This is a genomic window from Pseudomonas sp. FW305-70 (genome assembly GCF_058783925.1).
The window spans coordinates 52,011-70,075 of sequence record NZ_JBYSYZ010000032.1; the positions used below are offsets into that span (position 1 = coordinate 52,011).

Here is an 18,065-nt window from a genome sequence, read left to right on the forward strand (position 1 = left end):
ATGTGGGAGCGGGCTTGCTCGCGAAGCAGGCGCCGCGGTCTGTCAGGCCTGCCTCGGCGTATTGAGGTTCATCGACCGCACCGCCAGCGCCGACGCTGTCTCTTCATCGATCGGCAACGAAAAACGAAAGGTCGCCCCCCGTCCCGGCACATCGATCAACTGAATCTCGCGCCCGTGCAATTGCAGGATGCGATGCACGATCCGCAGCCCCAGCCCGCCATCACGCCGTGCGCCGCCGATATTGAACGGGCGCAGGAACAAGCCTTCGCGCAGTTCCGGGGCAATGCCCGGGCCGGTGTCGCTGACCGTGACCTCGATGAATGACCCTTGCGGGCGCAGGCCCAGTTCGATGTCTCCACCTGGCGGTGTATGGCGCAGGGCATTGTCGAACAGGTTGGTCAGCACCCGCTCGATCAAGCCGAGATCCGCGCAGGCCGCCGAGGCGTTTGGCGCGAACCTGGCCTTGAGTTCGACCTGGCGCGCTTCGGCGGTGAGTTCGAATTTCTGGAAGATGTCCTGGGCCAGGTCGGTCAGGGAAAAGCGTTCCAGCACTGGCTGCACGAAGCCGTGTTCCAGCCGCACCAGTTCCAGCAACGACTGCGCCAGACCTCCGACCTTGCGGCTCTGGTCCAGTGCGATGCCGAGGTAGCGACGGCGGTCGGCAGGGGACAGCGTGGCGTCCTTGAGCGACAGGGTTTCCAGATAACCGTGCAGCGAGGCCAGCGGCGTGCGCAAGTCGTGGGAGATGTTCGCAACCAGTTCGCGGCGCTCCTGGTCCTGGCGGGTCAACGAGCGCCATTGTTCGCCCAGGCGGGCCTGCATCTGCCGGAACGCGGCATCGAGCACGGCGATTTCATCGTGGCTGGCGGCTTTTTCCACCGCGACGGGCAGGGCCGGTGTGACTGGTACGCCGTCGATGTCGAACTGGCTGACGGTTTCGGTCAGGCGGCGCAACGGCCGGGTGATCAGGGCAAACGCGGTGAGGCCGGCAATCAGGCACAGCAATGCCACAAGGCCAATGGACAGCAGCGCTGTGTTGAGCGCCGCGCTGGTTGCACCGCGTTCGGCCAGGCGGTCGTGATCCTCACCGAGCAGCACCACGTAGAGATAGCCCACCGGCTTGCCATCCACCTTCAGCGGTGCTGCGCTGAACACCTTGCGCGCATCGACGCTGCGCGGGTCGTCGCCGGGAATGGGCAGCGGATCGCCCCGCAGCAGGCGCTGGATCGGCGCGAGGTCGACCCGCTCCCGACGGATCCGGCCTTCGGGCGCGGCACTGCCGATAAGCTTGCCCTCGGTGTCGAGCAGGTACACCTCGACACTGGGGTTGACCTGCATCAGCTTGCTGAACAAATCACGCACGGCATTGGGCATCAGGCCCTGGGTGTCCATCAGCACCGTGTCGCTGGCGATGTGCTGCGCCAGGTCCCGGGACAAGCCTTGCACCACTTCCTGTTCATGCAACTTGTTGGAGCGCACCTGCATCCACGCCGACGTGCCGCAGCACACCAGCAGCAGCACGGCGAACACCAGGGACAGGCGTTGCGTCAGGGTCAGCCTCATGGCCGCGGCTCCTCCCCGGTGGCGAATTTGTAGCCGCGGCCCCAGACAGTGAGGATGCGTACAGGCTGCGCCGGATCGGTCTCGATCTTGGCGCGCAGGCGGTTGATGTGGGTGTTGACCGTGTGCTCGTAGCCTTCGTGGCTGTAGCCCCACACGGCGTTGAGCAGGTCCATGCGCGAAAACACCTTGCCGGGCTGGCGGGCGAAGAAGTACAGCAAGTCGAACTCCCGGGGCGTGAGGTCCAGGCGTCGTCCGTCGAGGGCCACCTCGCGGGTGATCGGGTCGATCGCCAGGCCGTCGGTGAGCAGGCTGCCGGCGTCCATCTTCAGGTTACGCGCCATGGCATCGACCCGGCGCAGCAGCGCCTTGACCCGGGCCACCAGCTCGAGCATGGAAAAGGGCTTGGCCAGATAGTCGTCGGCGCCCAGTTCGAGGCCGAGAATCCGGTGCACTTCGCTGGAGCGCGCGCTGGTGATGATGATCGGCGTGTAGCGCGCCATGGCCCGGGCGCGGCGGCAGATTTCCAGGCCGTCGACACCGGGCAGCATCAGGTCGAGGACCAGTGCGTCCCAGTTGCCTTGCTGCAGCAGGCGCATGCCTTCATCGCCATCGGCGCTGTGCACCACCTCGAACTGCTCCTCGCGAAGATGCAGGCAGATCAGGTCGGCGATGTGCTGGTCGTCCTCGACCACGAGGACGCGTTTGGTCTGTTCCATCCAGGTCAATCCTTCGGTGCATGGTGCGAATGGCAACCACTGTAGGAGCGAGCTTGCTCGCGAAAAACTTGAGGGTACCGTGGGGTATCAGGTATCCCACGTCATCGTTGGCCTCCATCGCGAGCAAGCTCGCTCCTACAGGTGGGGCTTAGGCATTGTGCGGGTTTTTCAGCGCCCGAGTTATCACGAATTGTTTAACTTCCCGTGAGGATTTGGCGATCACCCAAAGCCTAGGCTGAGTTCCATGAAACACCCCTGGATTTTTGGAGACGAGCATGTTTTCACGACGGCAATTTCTTCTGGCGAGCGGCGGGTTGGGCGTTGCGGCCTTGGCAATCGGCCTGTTGCCGAAGTTTTCCACAGGCTCGGCCTTGATCAGTGAGGCCAGCGCAGCGGAAACATTCGAAGTGACCCACAGCGACAGCGAATGGCACGCGATCCTCAGTGACGAGCAGTACGACATCCTGCGCGAGGAGGGCACCGAACGGGCCTACAGCAGCCCGCTGAACAATGAGCACCGCGACGGCACCTTCGTCTGTGCCGGTTGCGATCTGCCACTGTTTTCCTCGGCCACCAAGTTCGACAGCCGCACCGGCTGGCCGAGTTTCTGGGCACCGCTGGACAAGGCCGTGGCCACCCGTCAGGACCGTGCGTTCGGCATGGTCCGCGAAGAGGTGCACTGCCGGCGCTGTGGCGGGCATTTGGGTCATGTCTTCGACGACGGCCCGAAACCTACCGGCCTGCGCTACTGCATGAACGGCCTGGCGATGAAGTTCGAGCCCCGAGCCGTCTGATTTTTGACTGCCTGTCCCCTTGGATCATTCAGGAGTTCCTTACATGAAAAACCTGCTCACCTGGCGCCGTACGCTGTTGGCACTGGCCACCGTTGGCGTTATCGGGTCATGCTCGGCGTTCTCTCTCAGTGGTGCTGAAAAAGCCGTCGTTATTCCGCCGCCGGCCCTCGACGAAACCACTCACGCTCAAAGCGCAACGGCAGTGTTCGCCGGCGGTTGTTTCTGGGGCGTGCAAGGGGTGTTTCAGCACGTCAAAGGTGTGAAAAATGCGGTTTCCGGTTACGCCGGTGGCGCGGCCAACACGGCGCAATACGAGCGTGTCAGCAACGGCAATACCGGCCATGCGGAGTCTGTCGAAGTGACTTTCGATCCGAGCCAGGTCAGCTACGGCACCTTGCTGCAAATCTACTTCTCGGTGGCGCACAACCCGACAGAACTCAATCGCCAGGGACCGGACACCGGCACCCAGTATCGTTCGGCGATCTTTACCAAAAGTGCCGAGCAGCAGCGGGTCGCACAGGCCTACATCGCCCAGCTCGACGCCGCCCATGCCTTCGACAAGCCGATCGTCACCAAACTTGAAACCTTCAACGGTTTCTACCCGGCGGAGGAGGAACATCAGGATTTCCTGACCGAGCATCCGACCTATCCGTATATCGTGATCAATGATTTGCCGAAGGTTGCGCAGTTGAAGCAGCTGTACCCGAATCGTTATCAGGAACAGCCGGTGCTGGTGAAGGCGGGGAGGTAAATGGTGATCAGCGACTGCATGCCTGTTCGGCCGACTAGTGCTTGCCCCACATCTGTACGGCAAATTCCACGAAGCGTCGCAGTTTCGGCAAACGGTGGCGATCCTGGGCATAGACCAGGTGCATCGGCCGGCTGGGCGGGCAGTAATCGGGCATCAAGGCCAACAGTTTTCCGTCCTTGAGGTCCTGCTCGACCAGGGCATCGGGCATCATCACGATGCCCATGCCGGTCCGCGCCGCCTGATGCAAACCGGCCGAGCTGTTGATCAGCATCGGCCCGCTGACCCCCACGCTGACTTCGCCCTCGGGACCGGCCAGGCGCCATTCCTTTTGCACCGATTGCCAGTCATCCCCGGCCGGATAGGCAAAGGACAGGCAGTCGTGGTGTCGCAGGTCTTCAGGCGTTTGCGGTGTGCCGCGACGGGCCAGATAGTCCGGTGACGCGCACATGGTCAGGGTGTAGTCGATCAGCGGGCGGGCGATCAGGTTGGAGGGCTCCAGCGCGCCGAGGCGAAAGGCTACGTCCAGGCCGTTTTCCAGCAGATCCGGGCGCCGGTTGGTCAGTACCACGTCGAGTTTCACCCGCGGGTTTTGCCGGCTGAACTCACTCAGTGCCGGCGCCAGGCGTTCGGTGCCGAAGGTCAGGGGAGCGGTAATGCGCAGCGTCCCGCTCGGTTCGTCGAGGGCCTGCTCGGCCAGACGCTCGGAATCGGCCACCAGCCCCAGCACCTCCAGGCAACGCTGGTAATACGCGACGCCGAACTCTGTCAGCCGCTGACGCCGCGTCGTGCGATTGAGCAGGCGCACACCCAGCCGCTGCTCCAGGGCCTTGAGGTGGTTGCCGACCATGGTCGTGGACATATCGCACTGAAAAGCGGCGGCGGTCATGCTGCCGGTCTCCACCACTTTCACGTAAACGCTCATTGCCTGGAACAGATCCATTATCAAGCCCAGCTTTTAAATGATTGAAGTTTTACAGCGTTTATCCAGCTCAGGTGGCTAACCATACTGCAAAAACACCGACCCTTGCTGGAGCTTGACGTCATGACCGCCGCCTGCCTGATGAGCACTTACCAACCCTTGGCCTTGAGTTTCGACAAGGGGCTGGGCACTCGCCTGTGGGATCAGGCCGGTCGCGAATACCTGGATGCGGTCGCCGGTGTGGCGGTGACCAACGTCGGCCACTCCCACCCGAAAATCGTCGCCGTCATCACCGAGCAGGCCGGGTTGCTGCTGCACACGTCGAACCTCTACAGCATCGACTGGCAACAACGGCTGGCGCAGAAACTGACGCGGCTGGCGGGCATGGACCGGGCGTTTTTCAACAACTCCGGGGCCGAAGCCAACGAAACCGCACTGAAAATCGCCCGGCTGCACGGCTGGCACAAAGGTATCGAACAGCCGCTGGTGGTGGTCATGGAGAACGCGTTCCATGGCCGCACCCTCGGCACCTTGTCGGCCAGCGACGGCCCGGCGGTGCGCCTGGGGTTCAACCAGCTGCCGGGGGATTTCGTCAAAGTGCCGTTCGGCGACCTCGACGCACTGGACAAGGTGCAAGAGATTTACGGTTCGCGGATCGTGGCGGTGCTGATGGAGCCGATCCAGGGCGAAAGCGGCGTGCAACTGGCGCCACCGGGGTATCTCAAGGCCGTGCGCGAACTGTGCAACCGGCGCTCGTGGCTGTTGATGCTCGATGAAATCCAGACCGGCATCGGCCGCACCGGCCAGTGGTTCGCCTTCCAGCATGAAGGCATCGTTCCGGACGTCATGACCCTGGCCAAAGGCCTGGGCAACGGCGTGCCCATCGGCGCTTGCCTGGCCCGTGGCAAAGCGGCCGAACTGTTCACGCCGGGCAGCCACGGCAGCACCTTCGGCGGTAATCCGTTGGCCTGCCGGGTCGGTTGCACCGTGCTGGATATCGTTGAAGAACAAGGACTGCTGGAAAACGCCCGGCGCCAGGGTGCGCGGCTGCTCGACAGATTGCGCACCGAGTTGGCGGACAACCCGAACGTCATGGCGATCCGTGGTCTGGGGCTGATGATCGGCATCGAACTCAAGCAACCGATCCGCGACCTGAGCCTGATCGCTGCGCGGGATCATGGCTTGCTGATCAACGTCACGCGGGGGAAAACCATTCGCCTGCTACCGCCGTTGACTCTGGATGAGCGGGAGGTGGAGATGATTGTCAGGGGGGTGAGTCGGGCGATTTCGCAAGTTCTCGATCGACCGGAGTAATCGTTCAGTGTTGGCTTTGGATCGTAGTAGGTAAGCGGTTTCATCAGACACGTCGATGGCATCCGGCGTGTCTTGTTTCATCCTGCGACGACTCAGCAGGCATCGGATAAATCGCATTGTCTTCTCCGCCTCTGGATAGATGTTGAGTATCCATTGGCGTTTCAAAAGACGTTTCCGCAAGTGTTGTAGTCCGGATCCGAATTGAAAGGGTTAGTTTCAGTGGTTAACCGGTGCCTGGCATCACACTGGCAAACGCAGTGATTTCAGTTCGATTCATCAACTGAATGTTTGATCCGCTAAAGCCTTCGAACAACCGCTGGTGCGCAGCAAATCCACTTGAATCATCTCGCTTGCGGTAGCTGCCCGCCCACTCCAGCAATGCCACCAACCGTTCGTCATCCTGTGTCTCTCGCTGGCGAATGTTGGTCACGCATTCCTCGTCGCCGATGCTCAGCCAGATCAGCGCTGTGGCCCGATGGAGGATTTCGCTGATGATCCAGCCGTAAACTCCTTCGATCACCCAGCGCTGCTCGTCGGCCGCGATCCGTGCCATGGCCAATGCTTCGGCGCGGGGGCGGGGGATGCTGTGTTCGTCGGACAGCCAGTGAATCCGGTCGAGATCGGTCCAGGGCTCACGCAATTGCTGGGCTAGCTGCTGTGCCAGCCAGCTTTTGCCGGAGCCGGAGTTGCCGATGATCAGGGTGCGGGTGAGGTCCATGAGCGACTCTGGGCTGATTTGGGTTCTTTCACAGGTTTGGAGGCCACTTCATTTTCGACTCGGACGCGGTCTCTTGTGAGCTGGCTTGCCAGCGATGGCTGTTGACGATAACGCGTGTGAACCGGAAAAAACGCGGCGTATTTGAGTCCATCGCCGGCAATCGAGCGTCGACCGGCTGCTCCTACAGTTTCCCGGCTCTTGGCGCATAGGGTGGTGATGATAACGCAGGTGGTTACGGTTGCCTGTTAAGCATTATGCGTCTCGCGTATGCCCAGACCGAGTCGAATATATTTGAAATGGCGTGACATAGATGGTGGGGGAGAAAAGAGCGTAAATTGATAGAAGGATGATCTATTTGGTTTTAGGCTCTGAGTGGGTATCGAACTTAATTTTAAGTTTGAAAAAATATAGTGTTTAAAGCGTTTGTTGGGGTGGTTAAAAGTGATCATTAATATTTCGTCGCCTTCGCTAGTGACTTCTAGTAAAGAAGCCGACCATAATTTGAAAATATTCAAATTTATGGAAAATGTGAGAGAGGTACAACAAAGTTCCTCCAGGTTAATCAAAGATGTGAAAAATGAGCAACTGTCGGGAGCCGGGAATACCTCCTTCATAAAGGAAGTTGCCCCGCAGCTTGACAAGTTGGCTAATAGCTTGGCGTTGGTAGGAGCTCATAAATTCAGTTTGCAAGAGAGTAACTTTATAAGTTCCCGTGCAAATATTCAGGTGCTGGACCGTATGGCCCAGATTATGAAATCGAACTACGATGATTTGAAGAATCTAAGTGCTAAGCATTAAATAAAAAACGTGCACTCTTCTTCTGATGCGAAAGTAGAGGGCAGAGTGCGGATGTAGAAAGCTAGAGAATGGCAGTAATTAGCTGATATAAGCTACTTGGTGATCGCTTTGGCGGTCACCAAGTTCTACCCCATGACAGGGCAGCAAGCTGAGTCTTGCTGCAATCCCAATTCGATACGCGTCAGTTGTAATGCTGGCCCCCCCCTTTCAAGCATTCCTCGGCAGGCCGCAAGCAACTCGAGCAATCGGGCTGCGCACAGGTCAGCGAGTTGCAAGGCTGCGATACCCACAAGAGCAAGGCTGAAAATGCCAAGGCCGGATTCACTAACCCCGCAGTAGACAGCACAAACACCCAGACGCCGTATGCCGGGCAATGGGTCGTCACGAGCGCTGCCGGCGCGACCGTTGCCACCATCCGTATCGATACCCAAGAGCAGGTTTGGGTGAATGAACGACTCCGATCTGATTTGGGTTCTTTCACAGGTTTGGAGGTCACTTCACTTTCGACTCGGACGCGGTCTCTTGAGCTGGCTTGCCAGCGATGGCTGTTACCGATAACGCGTGTGAACCGGAACAACACGGTACATTTGAATCCATCGTCGGCAATCGAGCGGCGACCGCGGCTCCTACAGTTTCCCGGGAATGCCTAAGGCTGTCTTCATACTCAATCATCGTCTTGCGGGGCAATCATCCGGGTCTTCGGGGAGCCGTTGGCGTTGTGCTGATAGATCATCTGCGGTTGTCCCAGGTCATTGAAGAACACCTGCCCGATCCCCGCCGAGTTCCACAGCCGCTCTCCGGCTTCGGCGTGTTCCGGGACATGCGGCACGATGCGCATGCGTCGACGTTTGGTCAGCCAGTTCAGCGGCGAGCGTGGTGAGTACAGCCAGCGGTTGAGGCGGTCGAACCACTCGAGCAGGGTGGGGGGAAATTCATTCTTGATGCCGCTGCTGGTGATCTGCCAGATGCGTGGCCCGGCCTTGCGGTGGCGGATCAGCACTTCATAGACGAAGGAGTAGTGCACATCGCCCGACAGCACCACGTAGTTACCCGGCGTGCGCGAGTGGCGGAAAATGTTCAGGATCACTTGGGCCGCACCGCGATGGGCCATCCAGTTTTCCGCGTCCACCAGCAGTGGATAGCCGCACCAGCTGAAGACCCGCTGCACGGTTTCAATCAGTTTGACGCCGAAGATCGGCGCCGGCGAAACGATGATCGCGCTCGGGTGGTCCAGCAGTTCCTGTTGCAGTTCGCTCAGGGCTTCCCAGTCGAGCAGGCCGGAAGGCTGCTTGAGGTTCATTTCACTGCGCCAGCGCCGGGTGCGGGTGTCGATCACGACCATGGCCGGGGTGGTCGGCAGCACGTAATGCCAGTGCTGGAATTTCAGCAGATTATTGATCAAGTCGTCCTGGACCGCGCTGTCGAGGTAGCGGTCATCGCCACTGGCGCTCAACGCGGCGGCCTTCTCCAGCACGGCAGCGAAGGCATCCGGGTTGTTGCCCCAGCCCTGGCACAGCATGTACGCCAGCAGCGCGTTGCCGATGATGCGTCGGGAGAACGGATGGCCGTAGGCCGTTTCCTCCCATTGGGCGGACAGATTCCAGTCATCGGTGATGTCGTGGTCGTCGAAAATCATCAGCGTCGGCAGATGCGCCAGTGCCCGCGCGACGTTGCCAAGGCCGGCCGTGAAGGCATCGATGCGCGTCTGTTCAAGGGCGTAGCGCTTGAGCCGTTCCGGTGTCAGCGTCGGTGCCAGGGGCGCGATCAGGGTCCAGGGCACTGGGGACCAGACCAGCAAGTACATGGCCATGACCTCGGCGAAGGTCACCAGGTGATTGTCGGCACTGCTGCTGGTGAAGATCGGCTTGCGTGCGCCACCGAAGAAACGCTCGCGCAGGGTTTCATTGCTTTGCAGCGCCGGCAGCAGGTCCGCACGGTGGTAGTAACTGGCCGGATGCTCGTAGAGCCTGGCGCTGTCGCTGACCACAGCGCCTTCGAGGTGCTCGCCGAACAGGCCCAGGCGCTCGATCAAGGCGTGAATCGCCCGCAGCATCGGCCCCGCGACATCGTCGGCGTAGACCTGATCGCCGGTCATCATCAGCAGTGCCGGGCGGTCCTCGGCTGCATGCTCCTGCGCCAGCAACCGGTCGACGCAGAGCAAGCCGTCTGCCGCCGGGTGGTGAGGCTTGCGGCAAGAACCGTGCAGCAACTGATCGACCCGTGCGCGCAGGACGAAGTTCGGGCAACCCGCATCGCCATACAGCAGGTGCGGCGCCCATTCGGCGATACCTTTGCCGTCTTCCAGCAGCAGGTCGTATTCGATACGTTCGTCACAGGGCAGAGCGGCGTCCAGCGACACATCGATCAAATGCACGAAGGCATGGCTGCCTATCGCAATGACCGTGCACTGCCCGGTATCCAGTCGGATGTCGGCGCTGCCCTGCAAGCGCAGGCTCAACTCCAGTGCGCGCGATCCCACCAGCCATAACACCAGGCGCGTTGGCTCCAGCCGCCGCAGCAGCGGGCCGGCGAGGACCGGTGGCAATGAGGTTTGATGTTCAGGTAATTGCAAGGGTACGGACATCCGGGGTCAAGGCTCTTGGCGCACAGGCGGGCGATGATACCGCAGATGGTTTCTGTTGCCTGTTAAGCATTACATGCTGTTTGGGGAAGGGTATGCCTGAATCAGAAGATGAATGATGTAAAGAAATGAGCGTTTTTTTACAGATGAATATTGTGTGGTGACATAGGTTTAAGTTGTCTGGCTATTTTAATAGTGGTGAAGGCATAATTTTAAATTTCTCAAAGGTGATGAGTTTTATGGGGATATCAAATGTTAATGGATCTTTGTCAGGAGGACGTGTAACTCTCAGTGATGATCAACACGTTGCGCTGGCAAATAAAATGTTTGAGGAATTCAAGTCTGCTAGACAGGGTTACGAAAAGTTAATCGTGGCGTTTGAAAAAACCACACTGTCGAGCTCGTTGGAGTTGCCGAAGTTTTCGAAGTTGTCGAGCTCGGAGAAAGAAAAGCTCGTAGCGGACTCAAATCTGATCCTTGCCAAAATGGCAGATAATCTGGTGTTAGCCGGCGCTAATAAGGACCTCGCGATCAATAGTTCTTGCGAAAGTAAGGATTTGATCATAAAAGGGATTGATTCTTATGTCAAAGATGCAAAGTTTGATGCTAATACGCTTAAAACCTTACGCAATACATATGTGGCAAGCCTGCGGCCCGATTCGAGAGTAACTGAATTGGCTGAAAATATTAATAAGTCCGGTGAAGGTGCGGAAGGAAAGTCCGTAAAATTCTCAGATACGGTTTTGGTGAAGTAATAAAAACGCTTCAATAGCCAAGTTTGGTGGCTGCTTTTGCAGCCACCAAACTTGGCGCGATGGCTGATCCACTATAATTACCCATGTCTCCCCAGCCCCTCGAGCCGCGTGAAATGAACAAAATCTTCCTGCCAGCCCTGGCCATTTTGCTGTTAGCCCAATCCCCGGCCCATGCCATCAACGACAAGTACCGCAAACAGCTTGAGCAGTCCGGTTGCACCCAGGTCAGCGAACTGGAGGGGTGCGATATCCACAAGAGCAAGGCCGAAAACGCCAAGGCCGGATTCGGCAGCCCGCAAGCACCGGCCGCTGGCGAAAAAAACAGTGACCAGCCGAGCGACGGCAAGGAGGGAGCGGCCCCGCCTGTCATGAAATGAAAAGCCATTGTCGCCTGATGAGAAGCGTCACAACAGGCCTCGTCCTACAGTCCAATCAGCGCAATTCGATGCAACACGCCCATATTGCAGATTGGAGAATAAGAAAAATGGCCAAAGCCGTACGCTTTTATGAAACCGGTGGTCCCGAAGTTCTACGTTACGAGGACGTCGAAGTCGGCGAACCCGGTCCAGGCCAGGTTCGTCTGCGTCATGTGGCGGTTGGCTTGAACTACGCCGACACCTATTTCCGCAACGGTACCTATCCGATTCCTATGCCTAATGGCATGGGCGTCGAGGCTTCCGGCGTGGTCCAGGCCGTTGGTGAAGGGGTCACCAACGTCGAGGTCGGTGACCGCGTCACCTACACCGGTTTTCTCAATACCCTCGGCGCCTACAGCACCGAGCGCCTGATCCCGGCCGCGCCGCTGATCAAGCTGCCGGAAACCATCAGCTTCGAAACCGCTGCTGCGATGACCATGCGCGGCCTGACGTCTTCGTACCTGATGCGCCGCATCTACGACTTCAAGGCCGGCGACAGCATCCTGCTGCACGCCGCTGCCGGCGGTGTCGGCCTGATCGTTTCGCAGTGGGCCAAGTTGCTGGGCCTGAACGTGATCGGCACGGTGTCGACCGAACAAAAGGCGGAAATCGCCCGGGCTCACGGTTGTGACCATACGATCAATTACAGCCATGAAGACGTCGCCGCTCGCGTTCGCGAACTGACCGACGGCGTGGGCGTCAACGTGGTGTTCGACAGTGTTGGCAAGAACACCTTCATGGGTTCGCTGGATTCGTTGAAACCCCGTGGCCTGATGGTCTGCGTGGGTACCGCATCCGGACCGATCCCGGCGTTCGACCCAGTGATGCTGGCGATGAAAGGTTCGCTGTACCTGACCCGTCCTGCCCTGGCCAACTACATCAGCGACCCCGCCGAAAAAGCCGCCCTGGCTGGCGAGTTGTTCGACCACGTCGGCAGCGGCCGGATCAAGATCGAGATCAACCAGCACTACGCCTTGCAGGACGCGGTGCAGGCCCATCGCGACCTTGAATCGCGCAAGACGACCGGCTCTTCGATTTTCGTCGTTTAAGGAGCGGCCAGCCATGAAAGTCGAACAATTGACCTGCAGCATTGGCGCCGAACTGATCGGCGTCAACCTGGCCGACGCGGTGCATGACGACGGTCTGTTTGCCGAGATTCGTGCCCAGTTGCTCAAGCACCGCGTGGTGTTCCTGCGCGATCAGGACATCACCCGCGCCGAGCACGTGGCCTTCGCCCGACGCTTCGGCGAGCTGGAAGATCATCCGGTGGCCGGCAGTGATCCGGATCATCCTGGGCTGGTGCGGATCTACAAGAATCCGGACCAGCCGATGGACCGCTATGAAAACGCCTGGCACACCGACGCCACCTGGCGCGAAGCACCGCCGATGGGCTGCGTGCTGCGTTGCGTGGAATGCCCGCCAGTGGGCGGCGACACCATGTGGACCAACATGGTCCAGGCCTATGCGAACTTGCCGGAAGACGTAAAGGTCAAGATCGCCGACCTGCGTGCCCGCCACAGCATCGAAGCGAGCTTCGGTGCGGCGATGCCGATTGAAAAACGCCTGGCGCTCAAGGCGATGTACCCGGACGCCGAGCATCCGGTGGTGCGCACCCATCCGGAAACTGGCGAGAAAGTGCTGTTCGTCAACGCGTTCACCACCCACTTCAGCAACTACCACACCCCTGAGCGGGTGCGCTTCGGCCAGGACGCCAACCCCGGCGCCGGCGAGTTGCTGCGCTACCTGATCAGTCAGGCGTACATCCCCGAGTATCAGGTGCGCTGGCGCTGGAAGCCGAACAGCATTGCCATCTGGGACAACCGCAGTACCCAGCATTACGCCGTCATGGATTACCCGCCGTGCCATCGCAAGATGGAACGTGCCGGGATCATCGGCGACAAGACGTTCTGATCGAACGCCACCTGCATTCGCACTCGTAAACACGCCTGCCCGGCTCGACCCCGGGTGGGCGGGACAATCATAAGAACTGGAGTAGACCATGCAATTCTTCGACGATTCGCTGCACCCGGAAAACATGGAAAAGGTAGTCATCACCGTGGCCCCGTACGGCCCGGAGTGGATGCCGGAAGATTTCCCGGAAGACATCCCGCTGACCATGGACGAGCAAGTCCAGAAAGCGGTCGAATGCTATGAAGCCGGCGCCACGGTTCTGCACTTGCACGTGCGTGAACTGGACGGCAAGGGCTCCAAGCGCCTGTCGAAATTCAACGAGCTGATCGCCGGTGTGCGTGAAGCCGTGCCGGACATGATCATCCAGGTCGGCGGTTCGATTTCCTTCGCCCCGGAAAGCGATGGCGAAGCGGCCAAGTGGCTGTCCGACGACACCCGCCACATGCTGGCCGAGCTGACCCCCAAGCCGGATCAGGTCACCGTGGCGATCAACACCACCCAGATGAACATCATGGAGCTGCTGTATCCGGAATACCTGGAAGGCACTTCCCTGGCCAATCCGCTGACCCAGGCTGCCTACAGCGAAATGACCGTTCCTGCAGGTCCGGCCTGGGTTGCCGAGCACCTCAAGCGCCTGATGGACAACGGCATCCAGCCGCACTTCCAGTTGACCGGCATGCACGCCATGGAAACCCTCGAGCGCCTGGTGCGCAGGGGCATCTACAAGGGCCCGCTGAACCTGACCTGGATCGGCATCGGCGGCGGCTTCGACGGCCCGAACCCGTTCAACTTCTTCAACTTCATCCACCGCGCGCCGGACGGTTGCACCCTGACCTCCGAATCGCTGCTCAAGAACGTCATGCCGTTCAACACCATGTCGATGGCCATGGGCATGCACCCGCGCGTGGGCAATGAAGACACTATCATTGATCACAAGGGCGATCGTTTCGGCTCGGTGGCGCAGATCCGGCAAACCGTGCGCATCGCCCACGAACTGGGCCGCGAAATCGCCACCGGCAAAGAAGCCCGCGAGATCTACCGCATCGGCGTGCAGTACGAAACCATCGAAGAAACCCTGTTGGCCAACGGCATGGCCCCCAACCGCAAGGCTGGGCAAAAAGGTGTACCGCAACGCGGTTGACCGAGGGTCGGGACGAGAGGCCGTGACCTCTCGTCCGCCTGACCGTTACACGCTTGATAACAAAAATAAAACAAAGCTCTTGAGGAGGCTGCATGGCCTTTCACCCAATAGCCGCTGACGATGACGACTCCAGTGGAGTCGGCGTTGCGCGCCAATATGCCTGGATCGTCTTTGCCTTGACGTTCGGCCTGTTGATTTCCGATTACATGTCGCGTCAGGTACTGAACGCGGTATTCCCCCTGCTCAAGACTGAGTGGGCGTTGAGCGACGGACAGCTGGGTCTGCTCAGCGGCATCGTCGCCCTGATGGTCGGCCTGCTGACGTTTCCCCTGTCGTTGATGGCGGACCGTTTCGGCCGGGTCAAGAGCCTGGCGCTGATGGCGTTCCTGTGGAGTGTGGCGACCCTGGGTTGCGCGCTGGCGCAGGACTACCAGCAGATGTTCATCGCACGGTTCATGGTCGGTGTCGGCGAAGCCGCCTACGGCAGCGTGGGCATTGCGGTGGTGATTTCGGTGTTCCCCAAACACATGCGGGCCACCCTGGCCAGTGCCTTCATGGCTGGCGGTATGTTCGGTTCGGTGTTGGGCATGGCGTTGGGTGGTGCGATTGCCGCCAAGCTGGGCTGGCGCTGGTCGTTTGCCGGCATGTCGTTGTTTGGCCTGGTGCTGGCGATGCTTTATCCGCTCATCGTCAAGGAAGCGCGCATTGCGCCACAACGTGCCGCGCAGATTGCGAACAAGACGGCTGCCGCGGTCAAGCGTCCGCTGCGCACGCTGTGGTCCAGCCGTTCGGTGGTGTCGACCTACATCGCCAGCGGCTTGCAGTTGTTCGTCGGCGGCACGGTGATGGTATGGATTCCCAGCTACCTCAACCGCTACTACGACATGCCCACCGACAAGGCTGGCGGCATGGCGGCGGTCATCGTGTTGTGCAGCGGTGCGGGCATGATCCTGTGCGGCATGCTCAGTGATCGCCTGTGTCGCAACTCGCCGGAGCGCAAGGTCAGCCTGGCCATCGGCTTCTGCCTGGGCAGTTGCCTGCTGTTGTCGGCGGCGTTTGCCTTGCAGGCAGGGCCAGTGCAACTGCTGCTGATCTGCCTGGGCATGGCGATTGCCACAGGCACCACCGGCCCCGCCGGTGCGATGGTTGCCAACCTGACCCATTACTCGGTGCACGGTACGGCGTTCGCCACGCTGACCCTGGCCAACAACATGCTGGGGCTGGCACCGGGGCCGTTCATCACCGGCCGGGTGTCCGACCTCATCGGTCTGCATGCCGCGTTTCAACTGGTGCCACTGGTCAGCCTCGCGGCGGCGGCGGTGTTCTTTTATGCCAAGTGTCATTACCACAGAGATATTGCCCGGCTTCAGGGTCAGAGCGTGCCTGACCCTGTCGGTGAAGCGGGTTTAGAGGTGAAGTTGTGAGTCGTCGTTTACGTATTGATGTGTTTTTCGATTTTATCTGCCCCTGGTGCCTGATCGGCAAACGCCAACTGGAGCATGCGCAGGTGCAGTTTCGCAGTCGCCACCCGGACGTGCAGATCACCACGGTGTGGCATGGGGTGCAGTTGTTGCCTCAGATACCGGTAGAGGGTGAACCCTTCGCCGATTTCTACCGCAAGCGTCTGGGCAATGCCGACGCCATGACCATGCGCCAGAAGCAGGTCCAGCAGGCGGCCAGTGCGGTTGGCCTGGCCATCGACCTCAGCCGTATCGAGACGATGCCCAACACCGCAGACGCCCATCGCTTGTTCGAGCGTGTCAGCGAACTGGGCAATGCCAGTCAGCGTGAAATGGTGCTTGAACGACTGTTCGCCGCTTATTTCCTGAGACGCGAAAACCTCGGTTGCCGCGAGACCTTGCTGGCCATTGCCCGCTCCTGCGGCGTCGCTCCGGAAGGGCTGCTCGATTGCCTGAAGGGCGATGCCACGCCGTTTGAAGGATCCCCCGGCGCGACCAGTGGCGTGCCGAGCTTCAAGTTCGACAACCGCATGACGGTGATCGGTGCACAACCTGCTCAGGCGCTGCTCGGGGCCATGAACGAGGCCCTCAAGGAAAGTGATCGCGAGCGGCAGCCAGCATGACCCGGCGCATTCCCGTGCCGGCCGGCAAACACCCGCAGGCCGGTGGCCGGGCGCTGTTCGAATTCGAGGACAAAAGCCTGGCGTTGTTCAACGTCGACGGGCAGCTGTTTGCCATTGATGACAGCTGCCCACATCAGGGCGCTTCGCTGTGTGGCGGGCGCCTTGAGGGCCGGGTGATTCAATGCTGCGCCCATGGCCTGCGCTTCGATTTACACAGCGGTTACTTGCTCAATTCCAGGCAAGTCAAAGTCACCAACTACCCGGTCGAGATCATCGACGGCCAGGCGTTTATCGTCATCGTTTCCGAGGAGGCCGCGCCATGAGCGCCATTGCTCTCACCCGCATCCACAGTCGCACGCGCGAACTGGCACCGGGGTTTATCGTCAGCCTGATCGTGGCGGCCGCCGCGTCGTTCCTGTCCGAGCATTACGGTGCACCGGTCATGCTGTTCGCCTTGCTGCTGGGCATGGCCTTGAATTTTCTCGCCGATGACGGCCCGTGCAAGGCCGGTATCGAGTTCACTGCCCGCACGGTGCTGCGTATTGGCGTGGCGCTGCTGGGCATGCGCATCACCCTGGAGCAAATGGCCGCGCTGGGCTGGAAGCCGATTGCGCTGGTGGTGATCCTGGTGGTGGTGACCATCAGTGTCTCGGTGGTCGCGGCCAAGGCCCTGGGTTTCCAGCGCCTGTTCGGCATGCTCACCGGTGGCGCGACCGCCATCTGCGGCGCCTCGGCGGCCCTGGCACTGGCAGCGGCGCTGCCGAACCATCCGCAGAAAGAGCGGGCCACACTGTTTACCGTCATCGGCGTCTCGGCGCTGTCGACCCTGGCGATGATCGTCTACCCGATGATCGCCAACTGGCTAGAGTTATCGCCGCAGGTGGCGGGCGTGTTCCTCGGCGCCACGATCCACGACGTGGCCCAGGTGGTCGGCGCCGGCTACAGCATGTCGACCGAGACCGGCGACACGGCCACGGTGGTCAAGCTGATGCGTGTTGCCATGCTGCTGCCGGTGATCGTCACCGCCGCCATGATCACCCGCATGCAAGGCGCCGACCCCACCGGCAAGCGCCCGCCGCTGTTGCCGTGGTTCGCCGTCGGCTTTCTGATCCTGGCCTGCATCAACAGCACTGGATGGATAGCGCCTGCGGTGCAAGGCACGGTCAACGAACTGTCGCGCTGGTGCCTGGTGATTTCCATCAGCGCCCTGGGCATGAAGACCCGCTTGCGCGAGCTGGCGGCGGTCGGGATCAAGCCGATCCTGCTGATGGTGGGGGAGACGGTGTTCCTGGTCGTGCTGGTGTTGTTGCTGCTGCGCTGGGGGCTCTGAACGCCTCGACACGCACAGGTTTTATGGCAGGGCCACACGGCGTTGACTCCTCATGCCGTGGGGCTCTCGACCGGTGTCACAAACACCGGTCTTTCGCGGCGACTGTACCAGCAGTCGCCGTTTTTTTTTGCTTTCACTGGTTTGGACTCGGACGTGGTCGCTTGCAGGCGCTGTCTTGCCAGCGATGGTCGTTAGCGTTAACGCGGGTGAACTGGATGAACGCGGCGCACTGGAGTCCATCGCCAGCAAGCTGGCTCCTACAGTTTCAGCGTGGG

Annotated in this window: 18 protein-coding genes; 13 read left to right on the top strand and 5 right to left on the bottom strand. The window is 60.3% G+C overall.

Annotated elements, in window-relative coordinates:
- Window positions 1–42 precede the first annotated feature (42 nt).
- Window positions 43–1,563 (bottom strand): sensor histidine kinase, encoded by a 1,521-nt coding sequence (locus AC3WN7_RS21065; protein ID WP_095965813.1) that lies wholly within the window; start codon window positions 1,561–1,563, stop codon window positions 43–45.
- Complete coding sequence (locus AC3WN7_RS21070) at window positions 1,560–2,279, bottom strand: response regulator transcription factor (protein WP_102674833.1); 720 nt, start codon at window positions 2,277–2,279, stop codon at window positions 1,560–1,562. Before AC3WN7_RS21070 ends, AC3WN7_RS21065 begins: the two co-directional genes overlap by 4 nt.
- Window positions 2,280–2,554: 275 nt before the next feature.
- Between AC3WN7_RS21070 and msrB the strand changes: the two genes are divergently transcribed.
- Together msrB and msrA are read left to right on the top strand one after the other, a co-directional pair.
- Window positions 2,555–3,073: a peptide-methionine (R)-S-oxide reductase MsrB gene (gene msrB / locus AC3WN7_RS21075; RefSeq protein ID WP_102674832.1), complete on the top strand. Its 519-nt coding sequence runs from the start codon at window positions 2,555–2,557 to the stop codon at window positions 3,071–3,073.
- Window positions 3,074–3,116: 43 nt separating this feature from the next.
- On the top strand, window positions 3,117–3,824 hold the full coding sequence (gene msrA, locus AC3WN7_RS21080) for a peptide-methionine (S)-S-oxide reductase MsrA (protein WP_102674831.1): 708 nt from the start codon (window positions 3,117–3,119) through the stop codon (window positions 3,822–3,824).
- Between the two features lie 34 nt (window positions 3,825–3,858).
- Here the strand turns inward: msrA and AC3WN7_RS21085 are convergent, their stop codons facing one another.
- Window positions 3,859–4,764, bottom strand: a complete 906-nt coding sequence (locus tag AC3WN7_RS21085; RefSeq protein WP_095965808.1) for a LysR family transcriptional regulator — start codon at window positions 4,762–4,764, stop codon at window positions 3,859–3,861.
- Between the two features lie 102 nt (window positions 4,765–4,866).
- Between AC3WN7_RS21085 and AC3WN7_RS21090 the strand changes: the two genes are divergently transcribed.
- Window positions 4,867–6,057: an aspartate aminotransferase family protein gene (locus AC3WN7_RS21090; protein WP_102674830.1), complete on the top strand. Its 1,191-nt coding sequence runs from the start codon at window positions 4,867–4,869 to the stop codon at window positions 6,055–6,057.
- A gap of 223 nt (window positions 6,058–6,280) precedes the next feature.
- Here the strand turns inward: AC3WN7_RS21090 and AC3WN7_RS21095 are convergent, their stop codons facing one another.
- Window positions 6,281–6,775, bottom strand: a complete 495-nt coding sequence (locus AC3WN7_RS21095) for a P-loop NTPase family protein (RefSeq protein WP_095965806.1) — start codon at window positions 6,773–6,775, stop codon at window positions 6,281–6,283.
- A 441-nt stretch (window positions 6,776–7,216) separates the two neighbouring features.
- Here AC3WN7_RS21095 and AC3WN7_RS21100 point away from each other — a divergent pair, with 441 nt between their 5' ends.
- A complete protein-coding gene (locus AC3WN7_RS21100) occupies window positions 7,217–7,573 on the top strand; it encodes a hypothetical protein (protein WP_141249748.1) in 357 nt (118 codons plus the stop codon).
- Window positions 7,574–8,237: 664 nt separating this feature from the next.
- Here AC3WN7_RS21100 and AC3WN7_RS21105 read toward each other — a convergent pair.
- The gene (locus AC3WN7_RS21105) at window positions 8,238–10,157 is read right to left on the bottom strand and encodes an alkaline phosphatase D family protein (RefSeq protein WP_102674829.1); all 1,920 of its coding nucleotides are present in this window, start codon (window positions 10,155–10,157) and stop codon (window positions 8,238–8,240) included.
- Window positions 10,158–10,330: 173 nt separating this feature from the next.
- Here AC3WN7_RS21105 and AC3WN7_RS21110 point away from each other — a divergent pair, with 173 nt between their 5' ends.
- The 9 genes from AC3WN7_RS21110 to AC3WN7_RS21150 all read left to right on the top strand — a co-directional run bounded on the left by AC3WN7_RS21110 (window position 10,331) and on the right by AC3WN7_RS21150 (window position 17,790).
- A complete protein-coding gene (locus tag AC3WN7_RS21110) occupies window positions 10,331–10,909 on the top strand; it encodes a hypothetical protein (protein WP_141249747.1) in 579 nt (192 codons plus the stop codon).
- A gap of 113 nt (window positions 10,910–11,022) precedes the next feature.
- Window positions 11,023–11,286 (top strand): hypothetical protein, encoded by a 264-nt coding sequence (locus AC3WN7_RS21115; protein ID WP_095965802.1) that lies wholly within the window; start codon window positions 11,023–11,025, stop codon window positions 11,284–11,286.
- 107 nt (window positions 11,287–11,393) lie between these two features.
- The gene (locus AC3WN7_RS21120; protein ID WP_015093595.1) at window positions 11,394–12,374 is read left to right on the top strand and encodes a quinone oxidoreductase family protein; all 981 of its coding nucleotides are present in this window, start codon (window positions 11,394–11,396) and stop codon (window positions 12,372–12,374) included.
- 13 nt (window positions 12,375–12,387) lie between these two features.
- On the top strand, window positions 12,388–13,236 hold the full coding sequence (locus AC3WN7_RS21125; RefSeq protein WP_007979208.1) for a TauD/TfdA dioxygenase family protein: 849 nt from the start codon (window positions 12,388–12,390) through the stop codon (window positions 13,234–13,236).
- A gap of 88 nt (window positions 13,237–13,324) precedes the next feature.
- On the top strand, window positions 13,325–14,377 hold the full coding sequence (locus AC3WN7_RS21130) for a beta-keto acid cleavage family enzyme (protein WP_095965801.1): 1,053 nt from the start codon (window positions 13,325–13,327) through the stop codon (window positions 14,375–14,377).
- Between the two features lie 92 nt (window positions 14,378–14,469).
- A complete protein-coding gene (locus tag AC3WN7_RS21135; RefSeq protein WP_102674828.1) occupies window positions 14,470–15,801 on the top strand; it encodes an MFS transporter in 1,332 nt (443 codons plus the stop codon).
- Window positions 15,798–16,460 carry a DsbA family oxidoreductase gene (locus tag AC3WN7_RS21140; RefSeq protein ID WP_102674827.1) on the top strand — a complete coding sequence of 221 codons (663 nt, stop codon included), beginning with the start codon at window positions 15,798–15,800 and terminating at the stop codon, window positions 16,458–16,460. The genes AC3WN7_RS21135 and AC3WN7_RS21140 overlap by 4 nt, the downstream gene beginning before the upstream one ends.
- The gene (locus AC3WN7_RS21145) at window positions 16,457–16,783 is read left to right on the top strand and encodes a Rieske (2Fe-2S) protein (protein WP_015093598.1); all 327 of its coding nucleotides are present in this window, start codon (window positions 16,457–16,459) and stop codon (window positions 16,781–16,783) included. The genes AC3WN7_RS21140 and AC3WN7_RS21145 overlap by 4 nt, the downstream gene beginning before the upstream one ends.
- Window positions 16,780–17,790 carry a YeiH family protein gene (locus AC3WN7_RS21150; protein WP_102674826.1) on the top strand — a complete coding sequence of 337 codons (1,011 nt, stop codon included), beginning with the start codon at window positions 16,780–16,782 and terminating at the stop codon, window positions 17,788–17,790. Before AC3WN7_RS21145 ends, AC3WN7_RS21150 begins: the two co-directional genes overlap by 4 nt.
- The last annotated feature ends 275 nt before the right edge of the window (window positions 17,791–18,065 follow it).

Bases quoted from the DNA above. Each gene is read 5' to 3' on its own strand.
- AC3WN7_RS21065 (WP_095965813.1), bottom strand. From the start codon at position 1,563: ATGAGGCTGACCCTGACGCAACGCCTGTCCCTGGTGTTCGCCGTGCTG.
- AC3WN7_RS21070 (WP_102674833.1), bottom strand. From the start codon at position 2,279: ATGGAACAGACCAAACGCGTCCTCGTGGTCGAGGACGACCAGCACATC.
- msrB (WP_102674832.1), top strand. From the start codon at position 2,555: ATGTTTTCACGACGGCAATTTCTTCTGGCGAGCGGCGGGTTGGGCGTT.
- msrA (WP_102674831.1), top strand. From the start codon at position 3,117: ATGAAAAACCTGCTCACCTGGCGCCGTACGCTGTTGGCACTGGCCACC.
- AC3WN7_RS21085 (WP_095965808.1), bottom strand. From the start codon at position 4,764: ATGGATCTGTTCCAGGCAATGAGCGTTTACGTGAAAGTGGTGGAGACC.
- AC3WN7_RS21090 (WP_102674830.1), top strand. From the start codon at position 4,867: ATGACCGCCGCCTGCCTGATGAGCACTTACCAACCCTTGGCCTTGAGT.
- AC3WN7_RS21095 (WP_095965806.1), bottom strand. From the start codon at position 6,775: ATGGACCTCACCCGCACCCTGATCATCGGCAACTCCGGCTCCGGCAAA.
- AC3WN7_RS21105 (WP_102674829.1), bottom strand. From the start codon at position 10,157: ATGTCCGTACCCTTGCAATTACCTGAACATCAAACCTCATTGCCACCG.
- AC3WN7_RS21115 (WP_095965802.1), top strand. From the start codon at position 11,023: ATGAACAAAATCTTCCTGCCAGCCCTGGCCATTTTGCTGTTAGCCCAA.
- AC3WN7_RS21120 (WP_015093595.1), top strand. From the start codon at position 11,394: ATGGCCAAAGCCGTACGCTTTTATGAAACCGGTGGTCCCGAAGTTCTA.
- AC3WN7_RS21125 (WP_007979208.1), top strand. From the start codon at position 12,388: ATGAAAGTCGAACAATTGACCTGCAGCATTGGCGCCGAACTGATCGGC.
- AC3WN7_RS21130 (WP_095965801.1), top strand. From the start codon at position 13,325: ATGCAATTCTTCGACGATTCGCTGCACCCGGAAAACATGGAAAAGGTA.
- AC3WN7_RS21135 (WP_102674828.1), top strand. From the start codon at position 14,470: ATGGCCTTTCACCCAATAGCCGCTGACGATGACGACTCCAGTGGAGTC.
- AC3WN7_RS21145 (WP_015093598.1), top strand. From the start codon at position 16,457: ATGACCCGGCGCATTCCCGTGCCGGCCGGCAAACACCCGCAGGCCGGT.
- AC3WN7_RS21150 (WP_102674826.1), top strand. From the start codon at position 16,780: ATGAGCGCCATTGCTCTCACCCGCATCCACAGTCGCACGCGCGAACTG.